The 17,636-nt window shown below is 73.3% G+C and carries 19 protein-coding genes; 9 read left to right on the top strand and 10 right to left on the bottom strand.

Annotated features, from left to right (window positions below; genetic code table 11):
• Positions 1-118 precede the first annotated feature (118 nt).
• Both EBO35_RS04095 and EBO35_RS04090 read left to right on the top strand, forming a co-directional pair.
• Positions 119-1,747: a hypothetical protein gene (locus EBO35_RS04095; RefSeq protein WP_122816591.1), complete on the top strand. Its 1,629-nt coding sequence runs from the start codon at positions 119-121 to the stop codon at positions 1,745-1,747.
• A 48-nt stretch (positions 1,748-1,795) separates the two neighbouring features.
• On the top strand, positions 1,796-3,514 hold the full coding sequence (locus EBO35_RS04090) for a fumarate hydratase (RefSeq protein WP_122816590.1): 1,719 nt from the start codon (positions 1,796-1,798) through the stop codon (positions 3,512-3,514).
• 85 nt (positions 3,515-3,599) lie between these two features.
• Here EBO35_RS04090 and EBO35_RS04085 read toward each other — a convergent pair whose 3' ends face one another.
• On the bottom strand, positions 3,600-3,818 hold the full coding sequence (locus EBO35_RS04085) for a hypothetical protein (protein ID WP_122816589.1): 219 nt from the start codon (positions 3,816-3,818) through the stop codon (positions 3,600-3,602).
• A gap of 67 nt (positions 3,819-3,885) precedes the next feature.
• Between EBO35_RS04085 and EBO35_RS04080 the strand changes: the two genes are divergently transcribed.
• Complete coding sequence (locus tag EBO35_RS04080; RefSeq protein WP_122816588.1) at positions 3,886-4,176, top strand: TFIIB-type zinc ribbon-containing protein; 291 nt, start codon at positions 3,886-3,888, stop codon at positions 4,174-4,176.
• 61 nt (positions 4,177-4,237) lie between these two features.
• Here EBO35_RS04080 and EBO35_RS04075 read toward each other — a convergent pair whose 3' ends face one another.
• The 3 genes from EBO35_RS04075 to EBO35_RS04065 are packed head-to-tail and all read right to left on the bottom strand — an operon-like array spanning position 4,238 to position 5,966.
• A complete protein-coding gene (locus tag EBO35_RS04075) occupies positions 4,238-4,819 on the bottom strand; it encodes a DUF3618 domain-containing protein (RefSeq protein ID WP_122816587.1) in 582 nt (193 codons plus the stop codon).
• A complete protein-coding gene (locus EBO35_RS04070; protein ID WP_122816586.1) occupies positions 4,795-5,226 on the bottom strand; it encodes a phage holin family protein in 432 nt (143 codons plus the stop codon). Before EBO35_RS04070 ends, EBO35_RS04075 begins: the two co-directional genes overlap by 25 nt.
• Entirely contained in the window at positions 5,223-5,966 is a 744-nt protein-coding gene (locus EBO35_RS04065; protein WP_127479991.1) for a hypothetical protein, read from the bottom strand. Before EBO35_RS04065 ends, EBO35_RS04070 begins: the two co-directional genes overlap by 4 nt.
• A gap of 78 nt (positions 5,967-6,044) precedes the next feature.
• Between EBO35_RS04065 and EBO35_RS04060 the strand changes: the two genes are divergently transcribed.
• The 3 genes from EBO35_RS04060 to EBO35_RS04050 are packed head-to-tail and all read left to right on the top strand — an operon-like array spanning position 6,045 to position 9,642.
• The gene (locus tag EBO35_RS04060; RefSeq protein ID WP_122816584.1) at positions 6,045-6,728 is read left to right on the top strand and encodes a spermine/spermidine synthase domain-containing protein; all 684 of its coding nucleotides are present in this window, start codon (positions 6,045-6,047) and stop codon (positions 6,726-6,728) included.
• Positions 6,725-8,107: a class II fumarate hydratase gene (locus EBO35_RS04055; RefSeq protein WP_122816583.1), complete on the top strand. Its 1,383-nt coding sequence runs from the start codon at positions 6,725-6,727 to the stop codon at positions 8,105-8,107. Before EBO35_RS04060 ends, EBO35_RS04055 begins: the two co-directional genes overlap by 4 nt.
• A 59-nt stretch (positions 8,108-8,166) precedes the next feature.
• Positions 8,167-9,642 carry a SulP family inorganic anion transporter gene (locus EBO35_RS04050; RefSeq protein ID WP_241153854.1) on the top strand — a complete coding sequence of 492 codons (1,476 nt, stop codon included), beginning with the start codon at positions 8,167-8,169 and terminating at the stop codon, positions 9,640-9,642.
• Between the two features lie 109 nt (positions 9,643-9,751).
• Here the strand turns inward: EBO35_RS04050 and EBO35_RS04045 are convergent, their stop codons facing one another.
• The 3 genes from EBO35_RS04045 to EBO35_RS04035 form a co-directional block, all read right to left on the bottom strand.
• On the bottom strand, positions 9,752-10,498 hold the full coding sequence (locus EBO35_RS04045) for an aggregation-promoting factor C-terminal-like domain-containing protein (RefSeq protein ID WP_122816582.1): 747 nt from the start codon (positions 10,496-10,498) through the stop codon (positions 9,752-9,754).
• 174 nt (positions 10,499-10,672) lie between these two features.
• Entirely contained in the window at positions 10,673-11,953 is a 1,281-nt protein-coding gene (locus tag EBO35_RS04040) for a PhoH family protein (RefSeq protein WP_241153956.1), read from the bottom strand.
• Positions 11,954-12,302: 349 nt separating this feature from the next.
• Positions 12,303-13,076 carry an isoprenyl transferase gene (locus tag EBO35_RS04035; protein ID WP_122819280.1) on the bottom strand — a complete coding sequence of 258 codons (774 nt, stop codon included), beginning with the start codon at positions 13,074-13,076 and terminating at the stop codon, positions 12,303-12,305.
• 119 nt (positions 13,077-13,195) lie between these two features.
• Here EBO35_RS04035 and trhA point away from each other — a divergent pair, with 119 nt between their 5' ends.
• On the top strand, positions 13,196-13,924 hold the full coding sequence (gene trhA / locus EBO35_RS04030) for a PAQR family membrane homeostasis protein TrhA (RefSeq protein ID WP_241153853.1): 729 nt from the start codon (positions 13,196-13,198) through the stop codon (positions 13,922-13,924).
• A gap of 39 nt (positions 13,925-13,963) precedes the next feature.
• Here the strand turns inward: trhA and EBO35_RS04025 are convergent, their stop codons facing one another.
• Positions 13,964-15,223 carry an MFS transporter gene (locus tag EBO35_RS04025; RefSeq protein ID WP_206422659.1) on the bottom strand — a complete coding sequence of 420 codons (1,260 nt, stop codon included), beginning with the start codon at positions 15,221-15,223 and terminating at the stop codon, positions 13,964-13,966.
• 56 nt (positions 15,224-15,279) lie between these two features.
• On the opposite strand from EBO35_RS04025, the gene EBO35_RS04020 reads away from it, so the two are divergent.
• On the top strand, positions 15,280-16,245 hold the full coding sequence (locus tag EBO35_RS04020; RefSeq protein WP_122816580.1) for an ArsR/SmtB family transcription factor: 966 nt from the start codon (positions 15,280-15,282) through the stop codon (positions 16,243-16,245).
• A 19-nt stretch (positions 16,246-16,264) separates the two neighbouring features.
• Here EBO35_RS04020 and EBO35_RS04015 read toward each other — a convergent pair whose 3' ends face one another.
• The gene (locus EBO35_RS04015; protein WP_206422658.1) at positions 16,265-16,810 is read right to left on the bottom strand and encodes a bifunctional adenosylcobinamide kinase/adenosylcobinamide-phosphate guanylyltransferase; all 546 of its coding nucleotides are present in this window, start codon (positions 16,808-16,810) and stop codon (positions 16,265-16,267) included.
• Between the two features lie 83 nt (positions 16,811-16,893).
• Here EBO35_RS04015 and EBO35_RS04010 point away from each other — a divergent pair, with 83 nt between their 5' ends.
• Entirely contained in the window at positions 16,894-17,271 is a 378-nt protein-coding gene (locus tag EBO35_RS04010) for a thioredoxin family protein (protein WP_122816579.1), read from the top strand.
• A 54-nt stretch (positions 17,272-17,325) separates the two neighbouring features.
• Here the strand turns inward: EBO35_RS04010 and EBO35_RS04005 are convergent, their stop codons facing one another.
• The gene (locus EBO35_RS04005; RefSeq protein ID WP_122816578.1) at positions 17,326-17,628 is read right to left on the bottom strand and encodes a hypothetical protein; all 303 of its coding nucleotides are present in this window, start codon (positions 17,626-17,628) and stop codon (positions 17,326-17,328) included.
• Between the last annotated feature and the right edge of the window lie 8 nt (positions 17,629-17,636).

Genomic DNA, 17,636 nt, shown 5'->3' with positions numbered 1-17,636 from the left:
ATAGCGTGCAGCGACCTCGCCGCCGTACGTCGTCCCCCGGCCGCTGGCGGGCCGTCGCGAGACGCCGGCAGGTCTAGCACCCGGTTTTCGGAGTCCGGCCCGGGGAACATGGGCCGACATGCTTCCGCGTCGCTCGTCCCGGTCATCGGTCCGCTGGCGCCCGTCCTCGGCGGTCGGCGTCCTGGCGGCCGCGCTGCTGCTGGCCGGCTGCTCGGTGCTCGACGACGAGGCGGCTGGGCCCGAGTCGGTCCGCGTGCCCGACCCGGTCCCGCGGGAGGCGGCGACCAACCCGGACCGCGACGCGGACGTGGTGGCCCGGCGCCTGGCCGCCCTCGACCCGTGCGCGCTGGGGCGGGCGGGGGCACCGCCCGGCGCGACCGCCCGGGCGCTCGCCCCCACCCGCTGCCAGGTCACCGCGGGCCCGTCGTACCGGGCCGTCCAGGTCACGGTCGGCGCGGGACTTCCGCAGGACACCCGCTACCACCGGACGCGGCGCATCCTGGCCGGGGTGGTGGCCTATCGGGAGAGCCCGGCACTGAGGCCCACGTGCGGGTGGTACCTGCCGGTCTCCCAGGAGCTCGCCATCGAGGTGAGCTCCTCCGATGGCGCGTGCGCCCAGAGCCGGCGGATCGCGCGTGGAGTCGCCACGCTGCTGCGACGGGACCCCGCAGCGGCAGCGGCCGAGCCGTCGCCCGCGATGGTGCCGCCCTGCGAGTGGGTGCGGCTCGGCCACGGCGGGCTCACCGAGGACCAGACCCTGTCGCGCTCCCTGTTCGGCGACGGCGAGGAGGCCGGCCGGTGCTCGGTGCGCGGACCCCGGACGGGAGTCCTGCCGAGCCCGCTGGTCCTCGGGGTCGCCCTCGACCACGTCGTCGAGGAGAACCTGCGCCACCCGGCCGCGCCCGCGCGGCGCGTCAGGGTCGCCGGCCGGGTCGCGGCGCAGCACCGCCAGCAGGGCGAGTGCGAGCTGGCCGTCGCGGTGGCGCCCCTGCCCGGACCCGCGGTCGGGCCCGCCGACGTCCTGCGGGCCCGGGTGCTCGCGCCCACCTGCGCCGAGGCCCGCCGAGCCGCGACGCGGATGCTGACCGCGGTCGACGCCCGGGACCACAGCGCCCCCGACCTGGGTGGGGAGCCGGTGCTCTACCCCGCAGCGAAGTCGGACCTCGCCGCGGTCGGCTCGTGCGCCGACATCCGGACGGCCGTCGAGCGCGAGTGCGCCCCGGCCGGCGACGCGGAAGTTCCCTCCGACCCCGCCGAGCTGCTCCTGGCGGCCCAGGCGGACCCGGCAGTCACCTGCGCCGCCCTGTTCCCCTACGTGCGGGAGCACTTCGGCGCGCAGATGGTGGCCGGGACCGGCACCGTCGAGCACGACTCGGCCGTAGCGCAGCTGAGCGGCGAGCAGGGGCAGCAGGCCCCGGCCTGCCTCTTCGGAGAGCCGACCCACGCGCTGCACCTGACGGTCGGCGCCTCCTGGGCGACGCTGCGCGACGTGGCCGGCGCAGGCAGCCGGGAGGCCTCGGTGGCCGGCCACCCCGCCAGGGCGCTGGCCCGGCTCGACCAGGACCTCCCGACGCTGAGCTGGGCGGTCGCGCTCGACGAGGCGGATCAGCCCGGCGTGCTGACGGTGGACGTCCAGGTGACGCAGGACCGCGACCGGGGGCTGTGGCTCGGGGAACCGGTGGACCGGTCACTGCTCGACCCGGCGCTGGGTTTCGTGGAGGACGTGACCGTCGGGCTGCTCGGCTGAGCACGCTCGTCCATCCGCCGGGCCGTCCCCGGGGTACCCTCACCCCCCGTGAGCACCGCTGCGCCCGGACCCGAGTTCCGCTACTCCGACCTGCTGCCCACCGGGCGTGACGAGACGCCGTACCGGCTGATCACCACCGAGGGCGTGTCCACCTTCGAGGCGACGGGCAGCGACGGCGAGACCCGGACCTTCCTCCAGGTCGCGCCGGAGGCCATCGAGCGGCTGACCAGCGAGGCGATGCACGACATCAGCCACTACCTGCGGCCCGCGCACCTCGCCCAGCTGCGCAAGATCATCGACGACCCCGAGGCGTCGGGCAACGACCGCTTCGTGGCGCTGGACCTGCTCAAGAACGTCAACATCTCCGCCGGCGGAGTGCTCCCGATGTGCCAGGACACCGGCACCGCGATCGTGATGGGCAAGAAGTCCGAGGGCGTGCTCACCGGAGCCGACGACGGCGAGGCGATCAGCCGGGGCGTGTACGACGCCTACACCCGGCTGAACCTGCGCTACAGCCAGCTAGCGCCGCTCACGACGTACGAGGAGAAGAACACCGGCACGAACCTGCCGGCGCAGATCGAGATCTACTCGACCCCCGAGAGCTCGGGGCGGCCCGAGTACAAGTTCCTCTTCATGGCCAAGGGCGGCGGCTCCGCGAACAAGTCGTTCCTGTTCCAGGAGACCAAGGCGATCCTGAACCCGGAGCGGATGCTCCAGTTCCTCGACGAGAAGATCCGCTCGCTCGGCACCGCCGCCTGTCCGCCGTACCACCTGGCCGTGGTCATCGGCGGCACGTCGGCGGAGTTCGCGCTCAAGACCGCCAAGTACGCCTCGGCGCACTACCTGGACAACCTCCCCACCGAGGGTTCCATGAGCGCCCACGGCTTCCGGGACCTGGAGCTGGAGCAGCAGGTCTTCGAGCTGACCCAGTCCTTCGGCATCGGCGCCCAGTTCGGCGGCAAGTACTTCTGCCACGACGTCCGGGTCGTGCGGCTGCCGCGGCACGGCGCCTCCTGTCCGGTCGCGGTCGCGGTGTCGTGCTCCGCGGACCGGCAGGCGCTGGGCAAGATCACCCCCGAGGGCGTCTTCCTCGAGCAGCTGGAGACCGACCCCGCGCAGTACATGCCGGACGCCGGGGTCGCCGACGACATCGCCGGCGGGGCGGTGGTCCCGATCGACCTCAACCAGCCGATGGCCGACATCCTCGCGGAACTGCGCCGGCACCCGGTCAAGACCCGACTCTCGCTGACCGGTCCGCTCGTCGTCGCCCGCGACATCGCCCACGCGAAGATCAAGGAGCGCCTCGACGCCGGCGAGGAGATGCCGGCCTACCTCAAGGACCACCCGGTCTACTACGCCGGTCCCGCCAAGACCCCCGAGGGCATGGCCTCGGGCTCGTTCGGCCCGACCACGGCCGGCCGGATGGACTCCTACGTCGAGCAGTTCCAGGCCGCCGGCGGATCGATGGTGATGCTGGCCAAGGGCAACCGCTCCGCGGCCGTCACCGACGCCTGCCGGACCCACGGCGGGTTCTACCTCGGGTCGATCGGAGGCCCCGCCGCCCGGCTCGCCCAGGACTGCATCCGCAGCCAGGAGGTGCTGGAGTACGCCGAGCTCGGCATGGAGGCGGTCTGGAAGATCGAGGTCGAGGACTTCCCGGCCTTCATCGTCGTCGACGACCAGGGCAACGACTTCTTCACCGACCCGTCCGGATCGGTCACCGTGCCGCTGTCCGGGATCCGGATCCGCTCCGCCCAGCCCCGCTGAGCAGACGGCTGCCGGCCCGGCGGACCGGGCCGGCAGCTCCTGGACAGGTGTTCGCGGCTGTGTGTTCGCCTGGCTCCGGGTTCGTCTAGTACGTGTTCTCGCTCCGGTTGTCGCCGGGCTTGGCGTTCGGGCCGGCCTCGTCGGGCTCGTCGGCCCCGCCGCTCTCGCTGTCGGGGTAGCCGGCGACGGCCTGGTCGTCGGAGATCGGGGTGTCCGCGGCGGCCGGGTCCATCGAGGCGACCTCGGAGACCTGGCCTCCGCTCTGCTCGGCGTCGTGCTCGGACTTGGTGGTGTCGTCAACCATGGGCGGCCAGTACCCCGGAACGCCTGGAGGAACCCGGTCGTTGACCCGGTGACCCCAGGAGGTAACCATGCAGTGCCCCACCGACGGAACCACGCTCACGATGAGCGAGCGCAGCGGCATCGAGATCGACTACTGCCCGACCTGCCGCGGCGTGTGGCTCGACCGCGGCGAGCTCGACAAGCTCATCGAACGCTCGCTGACCTACCAGGCGCCCGCCCCGCCCCGGGCGCAGGAGTACGACCGCGGGCGGGAGCAGCGGTCCTCCCAGCCCTACGCCCAGCCCCACTCCCAGCACGGCTCCCAGGGCCAGCACCCGCGCAAGCGCAAGGACAGCTGGCTCAGCGAGCTGTTCGACTAGAAGCGTCCGGACGTGCGTCAGGGGCACGACGCGAGCATCGCGTCGTGCCCCTGCGCGTGGCTCAGGAGCCGGGCTGGACGTCGGACTTGACCGACTGGGCCGCGGACTGGCCCTCTTCCTGGACCCGACCCGCGGACTCGGTCGCGGTGGTCTTGACCTGCTGGGCGGCGTCGGTGGCGGACTGCTTGAGGCTGTCCCCCATGTCCTGGCCGACCGAGCGGGCCTCGTCGACGAGCGGCTGGCCCTTCTCCTTGGCGGTCTCGACCGCCGCGGACGCCGCTGCGGCCTCGACGCGGGTGGCCGGGAACATTCCGGCGATCACCATGCCGGCGCCGAAGGCGACCAGCCCCGCTGCCAGCGGGCTGCCCTCGAACCGGTCCTGAGCCGCGCCGACGGCGTCCTGGGCGCCGCCCTTGACCGAGTCGGCCATGCCCGACGCGGTGGAGCTGCCGCTGTCCTTGGCGCTCGACGCCGTGCCCATGACCCGGTCCCGCACGCCCAGCACGCGGTTGCGGGCCGCCTCCTTGCGGCGGTCGATGATGGCCGTGGGGCTCACCTTGTCCTGGAGGGCGTCGAGATCCTCGGCGAGCGACTGCCTGGTCCCGGCGATGTCGGTGCTCAGCTCTTCTGTGCTTTGGCCCATTGCGCGTCCTCCTTGAGTGTCTGCTGCGTCTTCGGCAGCTGCGGGTTGCTCTGCTGGATCGCCTTCTTGCCGGTCAGCGCCAGGACGGCGGCGACCACTGCCCACAGGACGGTGACGATGAGCGCGGCTGCCCACGCCGGCATCGCCTCGTCCAGGGCGAAGACGATGGTGAGGGAGAGGAAGATCAGGAGCAGGTGACCGGCCACGCCGGCCCCGCCGAGCAGGCCGGCGCCCTTGCCGGCCTGCGAGACCTCCTCCTTCAGCTCGGTCTTGGCCAGATCCATCTCCTGCTTGATCAGCGTGGAGAGGTCCGTGGTGATGTCACTGACGATGTCGCCCAGGCTGCGCTCGGACCCGGTCGGCTCCGCCGGGACCGGTCCCGGCCCTGGTTGCTGGGGGGTGCTCACTGCACCCCTCGCTCGCCGGACGGCTCGTCGAACGCCCCCCGCTCGCCGTACCCGGCCTGCGGGCCGCCCATCGGCCCGGGGGCGTCCAGCGGCGGTGCGACGGTGGGCTGACCCGGGGTCGTCGACGGCATCGGCGGGTTGGTGGTCCCGGCGCCCCCCGTGGTTCCCTCCCACGCCGTGGTCTGGCCGCTGCCCACCGGAGTCGCCATCCCGGAGGTGCCGGTCGAGGGCGGCATCGAGGCCGAGGCCGAGCCGACGCCCGAGCCCGAGCCCGTCGCGGCGGCGATCCCGTCCGCGGTGCCCCGGGCCAGCCGGCCGGCGACCACGCCGGCCGTCAGGGCACCCAGGAGGAAGGCACCCGGACGGCGTCGGGCGAAGCCCCGCACGTCCTCGAGCAGCTGGCTCGGCTCGCGGTCCTGGAGCTGGGAGGCGAACCCGCGGGCCCGGGTGGCCACCTCACGGGTGAGGTCGGTGGCGAGGCCGGGCGATCCCTGGCCCGCCATCTGCTCCAGGTCGTCCCCGAAGGTCTGCAGCGTCCCCGCGAGCCGCTCCTGCTGGGCGCGGGACTGCTCGCTGACCTGTCCCAGGGCGTCGTTCAGCACGCTGCGGGCCTGGCCGGCCGCCTCCGCCGCGACGTTGCGGGCTTCCTCGGCCGCCGTCCCGGCGACATGCTTGCCTTCTTCTGCCGCGGTCCCTGCGGCATCCTGAGCCCGTTCCTTGGCACTTGGACTGCTGGTCATGTGTCCTCCGTGAAATTGTCGGGAACGATCCCGGTATCCCCGATGCGTCCACCCACACACGCCCGAAAGGGTGCGTTCATGAACCACGTCGAGGTCGCCCGAGCCGTCTCCGAGCGCGGCGAGCTGGTCCTGCGCCGGTGTCAGGAGGGGGCCGCTCCGGCCGTGCTGGAGCTGCGGGCGAACGGGATCTTCGTCATGGACAGCCGGGAGACGAGCACGGAGCGCGCGCTCGCGGGCGCCGCGCTGGACGTCGTCGCCCGGCCACGCGACGTACTGGTCGGCGGGCTCGGACTGGGGTTCACCCTGGACCAGGTCCTCGCCGACCCCCGGGTCGAGCGCTGCGTGGTCGTGGAGATCGAACAGGCGCTGGTGGACTGGATGCGCGACGGCACGGTGCCGCACGGGCCGGCGCTGCTGGCCGACTGGCGTGCCGACGTGGTCGTCGCCGACATCGCCGCCGCGCTGGCCGGGGCCCGCCCGGCGTCGTACGACCTGGTGCTGCTCGACGTCGACAACGGGCCGGGCCACCTGGTTCACGACGCCAACGCGCGCCTCTACCAGCGGGAGCTCCAGCACACCGCCCGCGCGGTGCTGCGTCCCGGCGGTGCGCTGGTCGTCTGGTCGGCCGCCGCGGACCCGGCCCTGGAGGCGACGCTGCGCTCGGTGTACGGCGAGGTCGAGGCGCGGGCGCTGCCCGTCGTCCTCCAGGGGCGCGAGCTCCACTACTGGCTCTACGCCGCGCGGGTACCGTGCCCGGCGTGACTGACTTCCGCATCGAGCACGACAGCATGGGCGAGGTCCAGGTGCCCCGGGACGCCCTGTGGCGGGCCCAGACCCAACGGGCCGTGGAGAACTTCCCGATCAGCGGCACCCCCATCGAGCCCCGGCTGGTCCGCGCGATCGGCCTGGTCAAGGGGGCGGCCGCCACCACGAACGGCGAGCTCGGCGTGCTCGGGGAGGAGCAGGTCGCCGCGATCGTCACCGCGGCGGCGGCCGTCGCCGCGGGCGAGCACGACGCGGCGTTCCCGGTCGACGTCTTCCAGACCGGCTCGGGGACCAGCTCCAACATGAACGCCAACGAGGTCATCGCCAGCCTGGCCGGGCGCGCCGGCACCGAGGTGCACCCCAACGATCACGTCAACGCCAGCCAGTCCTCCAACGACACCTTCCCGACCGCGATCCACGTCGCCGCCACGCTCGCGGTGGTCGAGGACCTGCTCCCCGCGCTGAACACGCTGGCGACCTCCCTGGAGGGCAAGGCCGCGGAGTTCGCCGGGGTCGTGAAGTCCGGTCGCACCCACCTCATGGACGCGACCCCGGTGATGCTCGGCCAGGAGTTCGGCGGGTACGCCGCGACCGTCCGCTACGCCGCGGAGCGCCTGGAGTCGGTGCTCCCCCGGGTCCGCGAGCTGCCGCTGGGCGGCACCGCCGTCGGCACCGGCATCAACACCCCGAAGGGGTTCGCCGCCCGGGTGATCGAGGTGCTCGGCGAGCGCACCGGCCAGTCGTTCACCGAGGCCCGCAACCACTTCGAGGCCCAGGGCACCCGCGACTCGCTCGTCGAGCTCAGCGGGGTCCTGCGCACCTACGCCGTCGGGCTCACCAAGATCTGCAACGACCTGCGCTGGATGTCCTCAGGCCCGACCACCGGGCTGGCCGAGATCCACCTGCCGGACCTGCAGCCGGGCTCGAGCATCATGCCCGGCAAGGTGAACCCGGTCCTTCCGGAGGCGACGCTGATGGTCTGCTTCCAGGTGGTCGGGAACGACGCCGCGGTCGCCGCCGCCGGGGCCAGCGGGTCCTTCGAGCTCAACGTCGCGATGCCGGTGATGGCCCGCAACGTCCTGGAGTCGGTCCGGCTCCTGGCCGCGTCGTCGCGGGTGCTGGCCGCCCGCACGATCGACGGGATCACCGCCGACGTGGAGCGGATGCGCGGCTACGCCGAGTCCTCGCCCTCGGTGGTCACGCCGCTGAACAAGTACCTCGGCTACGAGAACGCCGCCAAGGTTGCCAAGAAGGCTCTTGCCGACGGCGCCACGATCCGGGAGACCGTGATCGCGATGGGGTACGTCGAGCGCGGCGAGGTCACCGAGCAGCAGCTCGACGAGGCCCTGGACGTGGAGTCGATGACCCGCCCGTGAGGAACCTGACGCCCCGCCGGGTCGGTGACCGGCGGGGCGTCGCCTTACCCTTGGCGCTCGTGCCCACCCCCACCTCCCCCGGCGTGCTCGATGCGCTCCGCTCGCCGCGGCTGCTGCGGGTCGAGGTCCTGGCGGGACTGGTCGTCGCGCTGGCGATGATCCCCGAGGCGCTCTCGTTCTCGGTGCTGGCCGGGGTCGACCCCCGGGTCGGCCTGTTCACGAGCTTCACGATGGCGATCTGCGCCTCGGTGCTCGGCGGCCGCCCCGGCATGGTCTCGGGCGCCGCGGGCGCCACGGCGCTGGTCATCGCGCCACTGGTCGCCTCGCACGGGATGGAGTACCTGATCGCGACGGTGCTGCTCGCCGGCGTCCTCCAGCTGGTGCTGGGCGTGGCCGGGCTGGGCCGCCTGATGCGGTTCATCCCCCGCTCGGTGATGGTGGGCTTCGTCAACGCCCTGTGCGTGCTGATCTTCGCCGCCCAGGTCCCGCACCTGGTCGGCAAGGGCTGGGCGGTCTACGCCCTGTCCGCGGGCGGCATCGCGCTGCTCGTGCTGCTGCCCCGGGTGACCCGGGCGGTGCCGGCCCCGCTGGTCACGATCGTGCTGCTCGCGGCCCTGGTCGCAATCGGTGGCCTCGACGTCCCGGTGCTGGCCGACGAGGGCGCGCTGCCCGACAGCCTGCCGGGCCTGGTCTGGCCGAACGTTCCGCTCACGCTGACCACCTTCGAGACGATCGCGCCGTACGCCCTGGCGGTGGCGCTGGTCGGCCTGATGGAGTCGCTGATGACCGCGAAGCTGGTCGACGACATCACCGACACCCGCTCCGACAAGACCCGCGAGGCCCTGGGCCAGGGCGGCGCGAACATCGTCACCGGCCTCTTCGGCGGCATGGGCGGCTGCGCGATGATCGGCCAGACGATGGTCAACGTGAAGGAGGCAGGCGCCCGCACCCGGATCTCCTCGTTCATGACCGGCATCTGGCTGCTGGTGCTGGTGGTCGGGCTCGGCGAGACCGTCGGCCGGATCCCGATGGTGGCGCTGGCAGCGGTGATGGTCGTGGTCGCGGTGACGACCTTCGACTGGCACAGCGTGCGTCCGGCGACCCTGCGCCGGATGCCGCGCAGCGAGACCGCGGTCATGGTCGTGACCGTCGCGGTGGTCGTGGCCACCGAGAACCTCGCCATCGGCGTGATCGCCGGGGTGCTGGTCGCGATGATGCTCTTCGCCCGCCGGGTCGCGCACCTGGCCGAGGTGACCCGGACCCTCTCCGCGGACGGCGGCGTCGCGACCTACCGCGTCACCGGTGAGCTGTTCTTCGCCTCCAGCAACGACCTCTACACGCAGTTCGAGTACGCCGCGGACCCGCCGCGGGTCGTCATCGACCTGACCGCCTCCCACGTGTGGGACGCCTCCACCGTGGCCGCCCTGGACGCCGTTCAGACCAAGTACGCCGGCCGGGGCGTCGACGTGGAGATCATCGGCCTCAACGAGCCGAGCCGGGCGATGCACGAGCGGCTGACCGGCCAGCTGCCCTGAGGGTCGGTCGTCGAGGAACTGGGTCTCGACACGCGCCGTCACGGCCTCGCGGGCTCGGCCGTGGTCGCTGCTCGACCACCATCGAGCGGAGCCGCTGACGCGGCTGCGCTCAGTACCAGTTGTGGGCCTGGCTGTGGGCCCAGGCGCTGCACGGGCTGCCGTAGCGGTCCTCGATGTAGCCCAGGCCCCAGCGGATCTGGGTGACCGGGTTCGTGGCCCAGTCCGAGCCGGCGCTCGCCATCTTCGAGCCGGGCAGGGCCTGCGGGATGCCGTAGGCCGAGGACGTCGGGTTGTCCGCGTCCACCGTCCAGTTCGACTCCTTGGTCCACAGGGAGTCCAGGCAGCCGAACTGGTCGGAGGAGAACCCGAACTCCGGCAGCATCGCCCGCGCCGCGGTGCGGGGGTCGGCGTCGGAGAGGTCCTCGGTGCGCGTCATGGCGCGGCCGCTCTCCTGGGAGAGTGCCGCCTCCTTGGCCGGGTCGGCGGCCGCGCGGCGGTCGGAGCGGGAGACGAGCTGCTCGCGCTCGCCCGCAGCACCGGCCGGGGCCTCGCTCGTGGGAGCGGCCTCGGGGCTCGCCGGGGTCTCGGCGGCCGACGCCTCGGGCGCCGACGCTGCGGAGGTGCCGGCGTCGTCGGAGCCGGTGGTCGCCGCGGGGCCGAGGTCCGCGGAGACCGTGGTCGCCCGGTCCGGCTCCTGGGTGGCGACCCCGCCCGCTACTGCGGCGCCGGTCGCGGACACGGCCAGCGACGAGAGCAGCAGCGAGGTGCGCAGCGCCTTCTTCGGCGCGTGGACCGCGATGGTCCGGCTCTTGGCGTGGTTGCGGTGCTTGGGGGCGTACGCGGCGTGCTTCGGCAACAGTTTTACTCACGGGTAGGTGACGAGGGCCGGGGCCAGACTGCCTCAGGACTCGAGGGCAGGCAAACCAAACGGCCGAGAACGCCCGCGCCAGTGCTGGCGCAGGCGTCTCAGCAGTCACAGCGACCTCTCTCGGAACACCCGTCCCAGTGAGAGTGGTCACCGGCGCGCGGCTCAGAGCGTGACGTTCTCCAGCATCTCGGTCACCAGGGCCGCGATCGGGGAGCGCTCGGACCGGGTCAGCGTGACGTGGGCGAAGAGCGGATGGCCCTTGAGCTTGTCGATCACCGCCACCACCCCGTCATGGCGTCCGACCCGCAGGTTGTCACGCTGGGCGACGTCGTGGGTGAGCACCACCTTGGAGTTCGCGCCGATCCGGGACAGCACGGTGAGCAGCACGTTGCGCTCGAGCGACTGCGCCTCGTCCACGATCACGAACGAGTCGTGCAGCGAGCGGCCGCGGATGTGGGTCAGCGGCAGCACCTCGAGCATCCCCCGGGCCAGGATCTCCTCGATCACCTCCCGGGACGTGATCGCGCCCAGGGTGTCGAAGACGGCCTGCGCCCACGGCGACATCTTCTCCGACTCCGAGCCCGGCAGGTAGCCCAGCTCCTGGCCGCCCACCGCGAAGAGCGGGCGGAAGACCACCACCTTCTGGTGCTGGCGACGCTCCAGGGCGGCCTCCAGACCGGCGCACAGCGCCAGCGCCGACTTGCCGGTGCCGGCTCGCCCGCCCAGCGAGACGATGCCGATCTCGGGGTCCAGCAGCATCTCCAGCGCCACCCGCTGCTCGGCGGAGCGACCGTGGATGCCGAAGGCCTCCTTGTCGCCGCGGACCAGGTGCACCTGCTTGTCGGCGCCCACCCGGCCCAGGGCCGTGCCGCGCTCGGAGAGCAGCACCAGGCCCTGGTGGCAGGGCAGCTGCCGGGCGTCGGCGAGGTCGAGCACCCCGTCGTCGTACAGCTCGTCGACCTCGGCGGCGCTGAGCTCGAGCTCGGCCATGCCGGTGTAGCCGGTGTCGGACTCGCTGATCGCCTCCCCGCGGTACTCCTCGGCGGCGAGGCCGACCGCGGAGGCCTTGATCCGCAGCGGCAGGTCCTTGGAGACCAGCGTGACCTGGTACCCCTCGTCGGCGAGGTTGCGGGCCACGGCCAGGATCCGGGTGTCGTTGTCGCCCAGCCGGAACCCGGAGGGCAGCGCGGCCGGGTCGGTGTGGTTGAGCTCGACGCGCAGCGTCCCGCCCTCCTCGGTGACCGGCACCGGCTGGTCGAGCCGGCCGTGGCGCACGCGCATCTCGTCGAGCGTGCGCAGCGCCGAGCGCGCGAAGAACCCGAGCTCGGGGTGGTGACGCTTCCCCTCGAGCTCGGTGATCACCACCACGGGCAGCACGACCTCGTGCTCGGCGAAGCGCCGCAGCGCCCCGGGATCGGCGAGGAGGACACTGGTGTCCAGCACGTAGGTGCGCGCAGCAGTGTTGGATCCGGTGTCGGACCCGGTGTCGGAACTGGCGGTGGAGCTCTGGGACTTCTTGGCCTGGGACGGCACGGTTCACCCCTCACGGGCCGATGCGCGCACTCCTCGCCCCGGGCCCTGGTTCAAGCGGACGGACCGGGGAGCCCGCGGCGGGAGTGCCCGCCTGCGTCCGCACGGCGGACCAGCCGTCGTGCGGTGCTGTCGTGAGTGCTCACGAGCGGACCTCCCGGTGCCGGCGAGCTTCCCCACTCGCCGATGCTGCGAACGTACGCCGCCGCAGCGGCCGTTGCGCCGACCTCCGCCGGCGACACGCCGATGTGCGGGGGCCGGCTCAGGTGCCGAAGCGCCGCTGGCGCTGGGCGTAGGCCCGGATCGCGCGCAGGAAGTCCACCCGCCGGAAGTCCGGCCAGTAGGCCTCGCAGAAGTAGAACTCCGAGGTGGCGCTCTGCCAGAGCAGGAAGCCGCCGAGCCGCTGCTCCCCGGAGGTGCGGATCACCAGGTCGGGGTCGGGCTGGCCCTTGGTGTAGAGGTGCGCCGAGATGTCGTCGACGTCGAGGGTCTGGGCGAGCTCCTCGAGCGAGGTGCCCCGCGCGGCGTGCTCGGCGAGCAGCGAGCGGACGGCGTCGGCGATCTCGCGGCGGCCGCCGTACCCGACGGCGATGTTGACCAGCATGCCCTCGACGTCGCTGGTCGCGTCGCCCGCGGACTTCAGCTTCTCGGCGGTCGAGGCCGGCAGCAGGTCGAGGGCGCCGACCGGGTGCAGCCGCCAGCGCCGCTCCTCGGCGAGCGCGGCGACGGAGTCCTCGATGATGCCCAGCAGCGGGGTGAGCTCGGCCTCGGGGCGGTTGAGGTTGTCGGTGGAGAGCAGCCACAGCGTGACCACCTCGATGCCGACCTCCTCGCACCAGCCGAGCATCGGCTCGATGTTCGCGGCGCCGGCGCGGTAGCCGTGCGCGGTGTCGCGGCCGACCGAGCGCGCCCACCGGCGGTTGCCGTCCAGCAGGACGGCGATGTGCTGGGGCCGGTTGTCGGGAAGCCGCCGCAGGAGCCGAGCCTCGTAGGCCGGATAGAGCACCCTGCGCAACCCGCGCTTCCAGTCCGCCACGGCCCCAGGATAGCCAAGGCGGACCTCCCGCCGGGACTCGCCGCCCCGGTCGCGCGGCGGCCGCGTGACCTTCACCGCGTTGTGTTTATGTCGATGCTTCCAGCGGGTAACTTCGACATATGAACCAGGCGATGGACGACGTGCGCGCTGGGCTCGACCATCTCGGCGAATCCCTCCACGACAGCTTCGACGAGATGAAGCCGAAGCTCCGCGGCTGGCTGCACCTCTCCGTCGCCCCGCTCATCCTGATCGGCGGGATCGTGCTGGTCGCGCTCTCCCCCGACACCACGACCCGGATCGGCTCCGCGGTCTTCACCGGATCCGGCCTGATCCTCTTCACGGTCTCCGCGATCTACCACACCGGCACCTGGTCGCCCCGCACCTGGGCGTTCCTGCGGCGCTTCGACCACTCCAACATCTTCCTGCTCATCGCGGGCTCGTACACGCCCTTCGCGCTGATCCTGCTCGACGGCACCCAGCGCAGCGCGCTGCTGATCACCGTCTGGACCGGCGCCGTGCTCGGCGTGCTGTTCCGGATCTTCTGGACCGACGCGCCGCGCTGGCTCTACGTGCCGATCTACCTCGCCCTGGGCTGGGCGGCGGTCTTCTTCATCCCCGGCTTCTTCTCCGGTGCGACCGCCCTCGGCGTCGACGTCGGCGTCACGATCTTCACGATGATCGTGGTCGGCGGCGCCCTGTACACCTTCGGCGGCCTGGTCTACGGCCTCAAGCGCCCCAACCCCTCGCCGCGCTGGTTCGGCTTCCACGAGGTCTTCCACTCGTTCACGGTGCTGGCCTTCGCGGCCCACTACGTCGGGGTCTCGCTCGCGACGTACTCCCTGCGCTGACCCTGCGCTGACCTGCACTGACCCGGCCGGCGGCTCGGCTCAGGCGACCAGCGCGACAGTCGTACGCCGCCGGGCGGTGCGGGCGGCCAGGGCCGCGACCAGGCACCCGCAGCCGGCGAACACCGCGGCCAGCGCCGCCCAGCCGACGGTGCCGTGCTCGATCGCGGTGGCGGTGATCACCAGCGGCGCGACCATGCTGGCGACCGCGTAGCCCATCTGCGAGACGCCCTGGTAGGCGCCGGCGCTGAGCGGGTCGGCCAGCTCGAAGGCCAGGCCCCAGCCCCCGGCCTCGGTCAGCACCTCCGCCAGGCTGCCGACGAGCTCGGCCAGCAGCAGCAGCGCGACGGCGCCCACGACGCCGACCCCGCCGGCGCCGGCGCCGGCCAGCAGCAGGCAGGACAGCGCGATCAGCAGGCTGCCGCGGCGGACCGCCCGGCCGGCGCTGCCGATCTCGTGGGTGCCCCGGGAGGCCCGCACCTGGAGCAGTGCCACCAGGACCGTGTTGAGCAGCATCATCACCGAGACCATCACGGTCGGCGCCTCGGTGTGCGAGGCGATCCACAGCGGCACCCCGACGCTGGTCAGCCCGAACTGCATCGCGATCACCGAGTTCAGCACGGTGCTGGCCAGGTAGGTCCGGTCCCGCAGCGGCGAGCGCCCGCGCGCGACGTCCACGGCGTGCCGGCCCCGGGTCGGGCGCAGGGCCGGGGCCAGCTCCGGCACCCGCCCCCGCAGCCGGGCCAGCGGGACGGCCGCCGCCAACGCGCACAGGCCGACCAGCACCATCGTCACCCGGAACGCGTCGGGCGTGCCGACCAGCAGGGCGACGGCGGCCAGCGCGGTGCCGAGGCCGATGAAGACGTTGGTCACCACCCGCAGCCGGGCCCGGACCGCGATCCGGTCGGGTCCGGTGAACCAGCGGGCCAGCAGCGCCTGCTTGGCCGTGCCCTGCATGCTGCGAGCGCCGACCGCGACACAGGCGGTGAGGACGAACGAGACCACGCCGTCGGCCAGGACGTAGGCCAGCATCGCCAGCCCCTGGACCACCGTGCTCGCGATCTGCACCCGGTCCGCCCCCAGCCGGTCGGACAGCCCGCCGCCGGCGTACGCGGCCAGCACGCCCGCCGCTCCCGCAATGGTCAGGCCCAGTCCGACCGTGGTCGCCTCCAGCCCCACGACCATCGTGAAGTAGAGGGCGGAGACGGTGTAGAAGAGCCCGGTCGCCAGCGAGGCGGCCATCGTCGAGACCGAGAGCGCCCGGGCGACCGGGTCGGCGGGGAAGAGGGTCCGGCGCAGCACCCGGAAGTTCTCCCACGCCCGGGTGGCGCCGGACCAACGATATAGCGTGTGGCTTCATGATCGAGTACGACCTGACCGGCCTCGAGCTGGCCGACGTGCGCTTCGCGATCTCCCCGCTCAACGACCTGGCGCTCTCGGTGCGCACCTTCCGCGACCCGGGCCGCTACCCGCTCCACCTGCCGTGGCTGCGGATGACCGAGGCCGACCGGGCCGGGCTCGACGTCGACGTGCTCCGCGCCCTGACCAACGACCGGCTGTGGACGCCGGACTTCCTGCACCCCCGTCCCGCGAGCCCGTTGACCCGGATCGGCGAGGAGCTGGACCGGGTGGCCGCGCTGCCGCTGCCAGTGGTCCGGGCGACGCTGGCCGAGGTGCACGGCGACCGGCTGCCGGCGGCGCTCTCGGGTCGCACCGACCGGGTGCTGCGCCGGGTCGTGCGCGCGCTCGGCGACTACTGGGACGCCTGCTTCGCGCCGTACTGGCCACGGATGCGCGCGGTCCTCGAGGCCGACGTCACCCACCGCGGCCGGGTCACCGCCCAGCGCGGGCTCGCGGCGATGTTCGCCGACCTCAGCCCCAAGATCCGCCTCGTCGACGGCGTGGTCCAGGTGACCAGCAGCCCGCAGGGCGGCTTCCGCCGCACCACCACCGGGGCGGGCCTGACGCTGGTGCCGTCGCTGTTCTCCCGCGGCGGGTCCACGCCGATCACCCCCGAGCAGGAGCCCCAGATCCTGTACGCCGCCCGCGGGGTCGGCACGCTGTGGCAGAGCGAGCGGGTGGCGGCGCCCGGGAGCCTGACCGCGCTGGTGGGGGCGGCCCGGGCCCGGCTCCTGGTGATGCTCGACGCGCCCGCGTCCTCCACCGAGCTCGGGGTGCGACTGGGGGTGACGACGACCGCTGTGAACCAGCACCTGCGCGCGCTGCGCGCCGCCGGGCTGCTGACCTCGGCCCGGCACGGCCGGTCAGTGCTCTACCTGCGCTCCGGGCTGGGCGACCGGCTGCTCGCCGCCCAGGCGGGCTGAGCCCCGCCTCGGCGCGCCCTCAGAGCACCAGCACCCGGCCGGCGACGACGAGGTGGACCTCGTCGCACCCGGCCGCGACCCGCTGGTTGACGATTCCGAGGAGGTCGCGGAAGAGCCGGCCGGAGCGGTGCTCGGGGACCACGCCGAGCCCGACCTCGTTGGTGACCAGCACCGTGGGCCCGGCGGCGGCCGCCAGCGCCGGGATGAGCGCGTCGAGGTGGCCCAGGACCAGCGCATGGATCTCGTCCGCCGCGGCGTCCCAGGCGTTCGCGGCGTCGATCTGCGCGGTCAGCCAGGTGCCGAGGCAGTCGACCAGCACGGCCCCGTCGGCCGCCGCCACGGCGCCGGCCACGTCGCCGGTCTCGACGGTGCGCCAGCCGGCCGGGCGGCGCGCGCGGTGGTGCGCGATCCGGGCCGCCCAGTCCGGGTCGGCGGCCGGGTCCGGCACCGGCCCGGGGGCGACGTACGTGACCGCCGGGTGGTCGCGCAGCAGCCGCTCGGCGTGCGTGGACTTGCCCGAGCGGACGCCGCCGGTGACCAGGTAGCTGCGCGTCGCGGTCTCCACGGCGACAGCCTCGCACGGTGCGGCTCGGCCCCGCACGCCACGGGCGCCTGGGCCGGGGTGCGCCCGGGTCGTACCGTGGAGCCATGGCGACCATCGAGCTGACCGGTGAGAACTTCGTGTCCCACGTCGAGGGGGACGACATCCTGCTGGTCGACTTCTGGGCGGGCTGGTGCGGGCCGTGCCGGCAGTTCGCGCCGACCTATGAGGCGGCCTCGGAGCAGAACCCGGACATCACCTTCGGGTCCGTCGACACCGAGGCCGAGCAGCAGCTCTCGGCCGCCGCCGGCATCCAGTCGATCCCCACGCTGATGGCGTTCCGCGAGGGCATCCTGGTGTTCTCCCAGGCCGGCGCGCTGCCGGCGCCCGCCCTGGACCAGCTGATCGAGGGCGTGCGCAGCCTGGACATGAGCGACGTGCGCCGTCAGCTCGCCGAGCAGGAGGCGCAGGAGCCCGGCGCCTGACCGGAACCGAGGACCCGCAGGTCAGCCGGAGGTCGGCCCAGGGTCAGCCCAGGATCAGCGTGGCGCCGGGTCGTCCGGGCGGTGCCCCTCGTCGGCGGCCTGCTCCTCGGTGATCTCCACGGGAGTCTCGGCGGGTCCGTTCTCGACCGGGCCGAAGACGCCGGCGTCGCGGTTGCGCTCGGTGCGGCGCAGCTGCTTGGTGAGCGCCCAGCCCAGGAACGCCAGGGCCACGCAGAGGCCGAGGAACACCCCGAACCCGGTCCAGCCGGCCTTCACGTCCTCGGGCTCAGGAGCCTCATCGGTCGCCGCGACCAGGAGCGGCAGGACCTCGTGAACGACGACGGCGTAGAGCTGCATGTCCCCCA

The sequence above is a fragment of the Nocardioides pantholopis genome, from assembly GCF_003710085.1.
In the GTDB taxonomy this organism is placed as follows: Bacteria; Actinomycetota; Actinomycetes; order Propionibacteriales; family Nocardioidaceae; genus Nocardioides; species Nocardioides pantholopis.
Note: the sequence above shows the minus strand (reverse complement) of the source record. Positions and strands in the feature narration are given on the sequence as shown.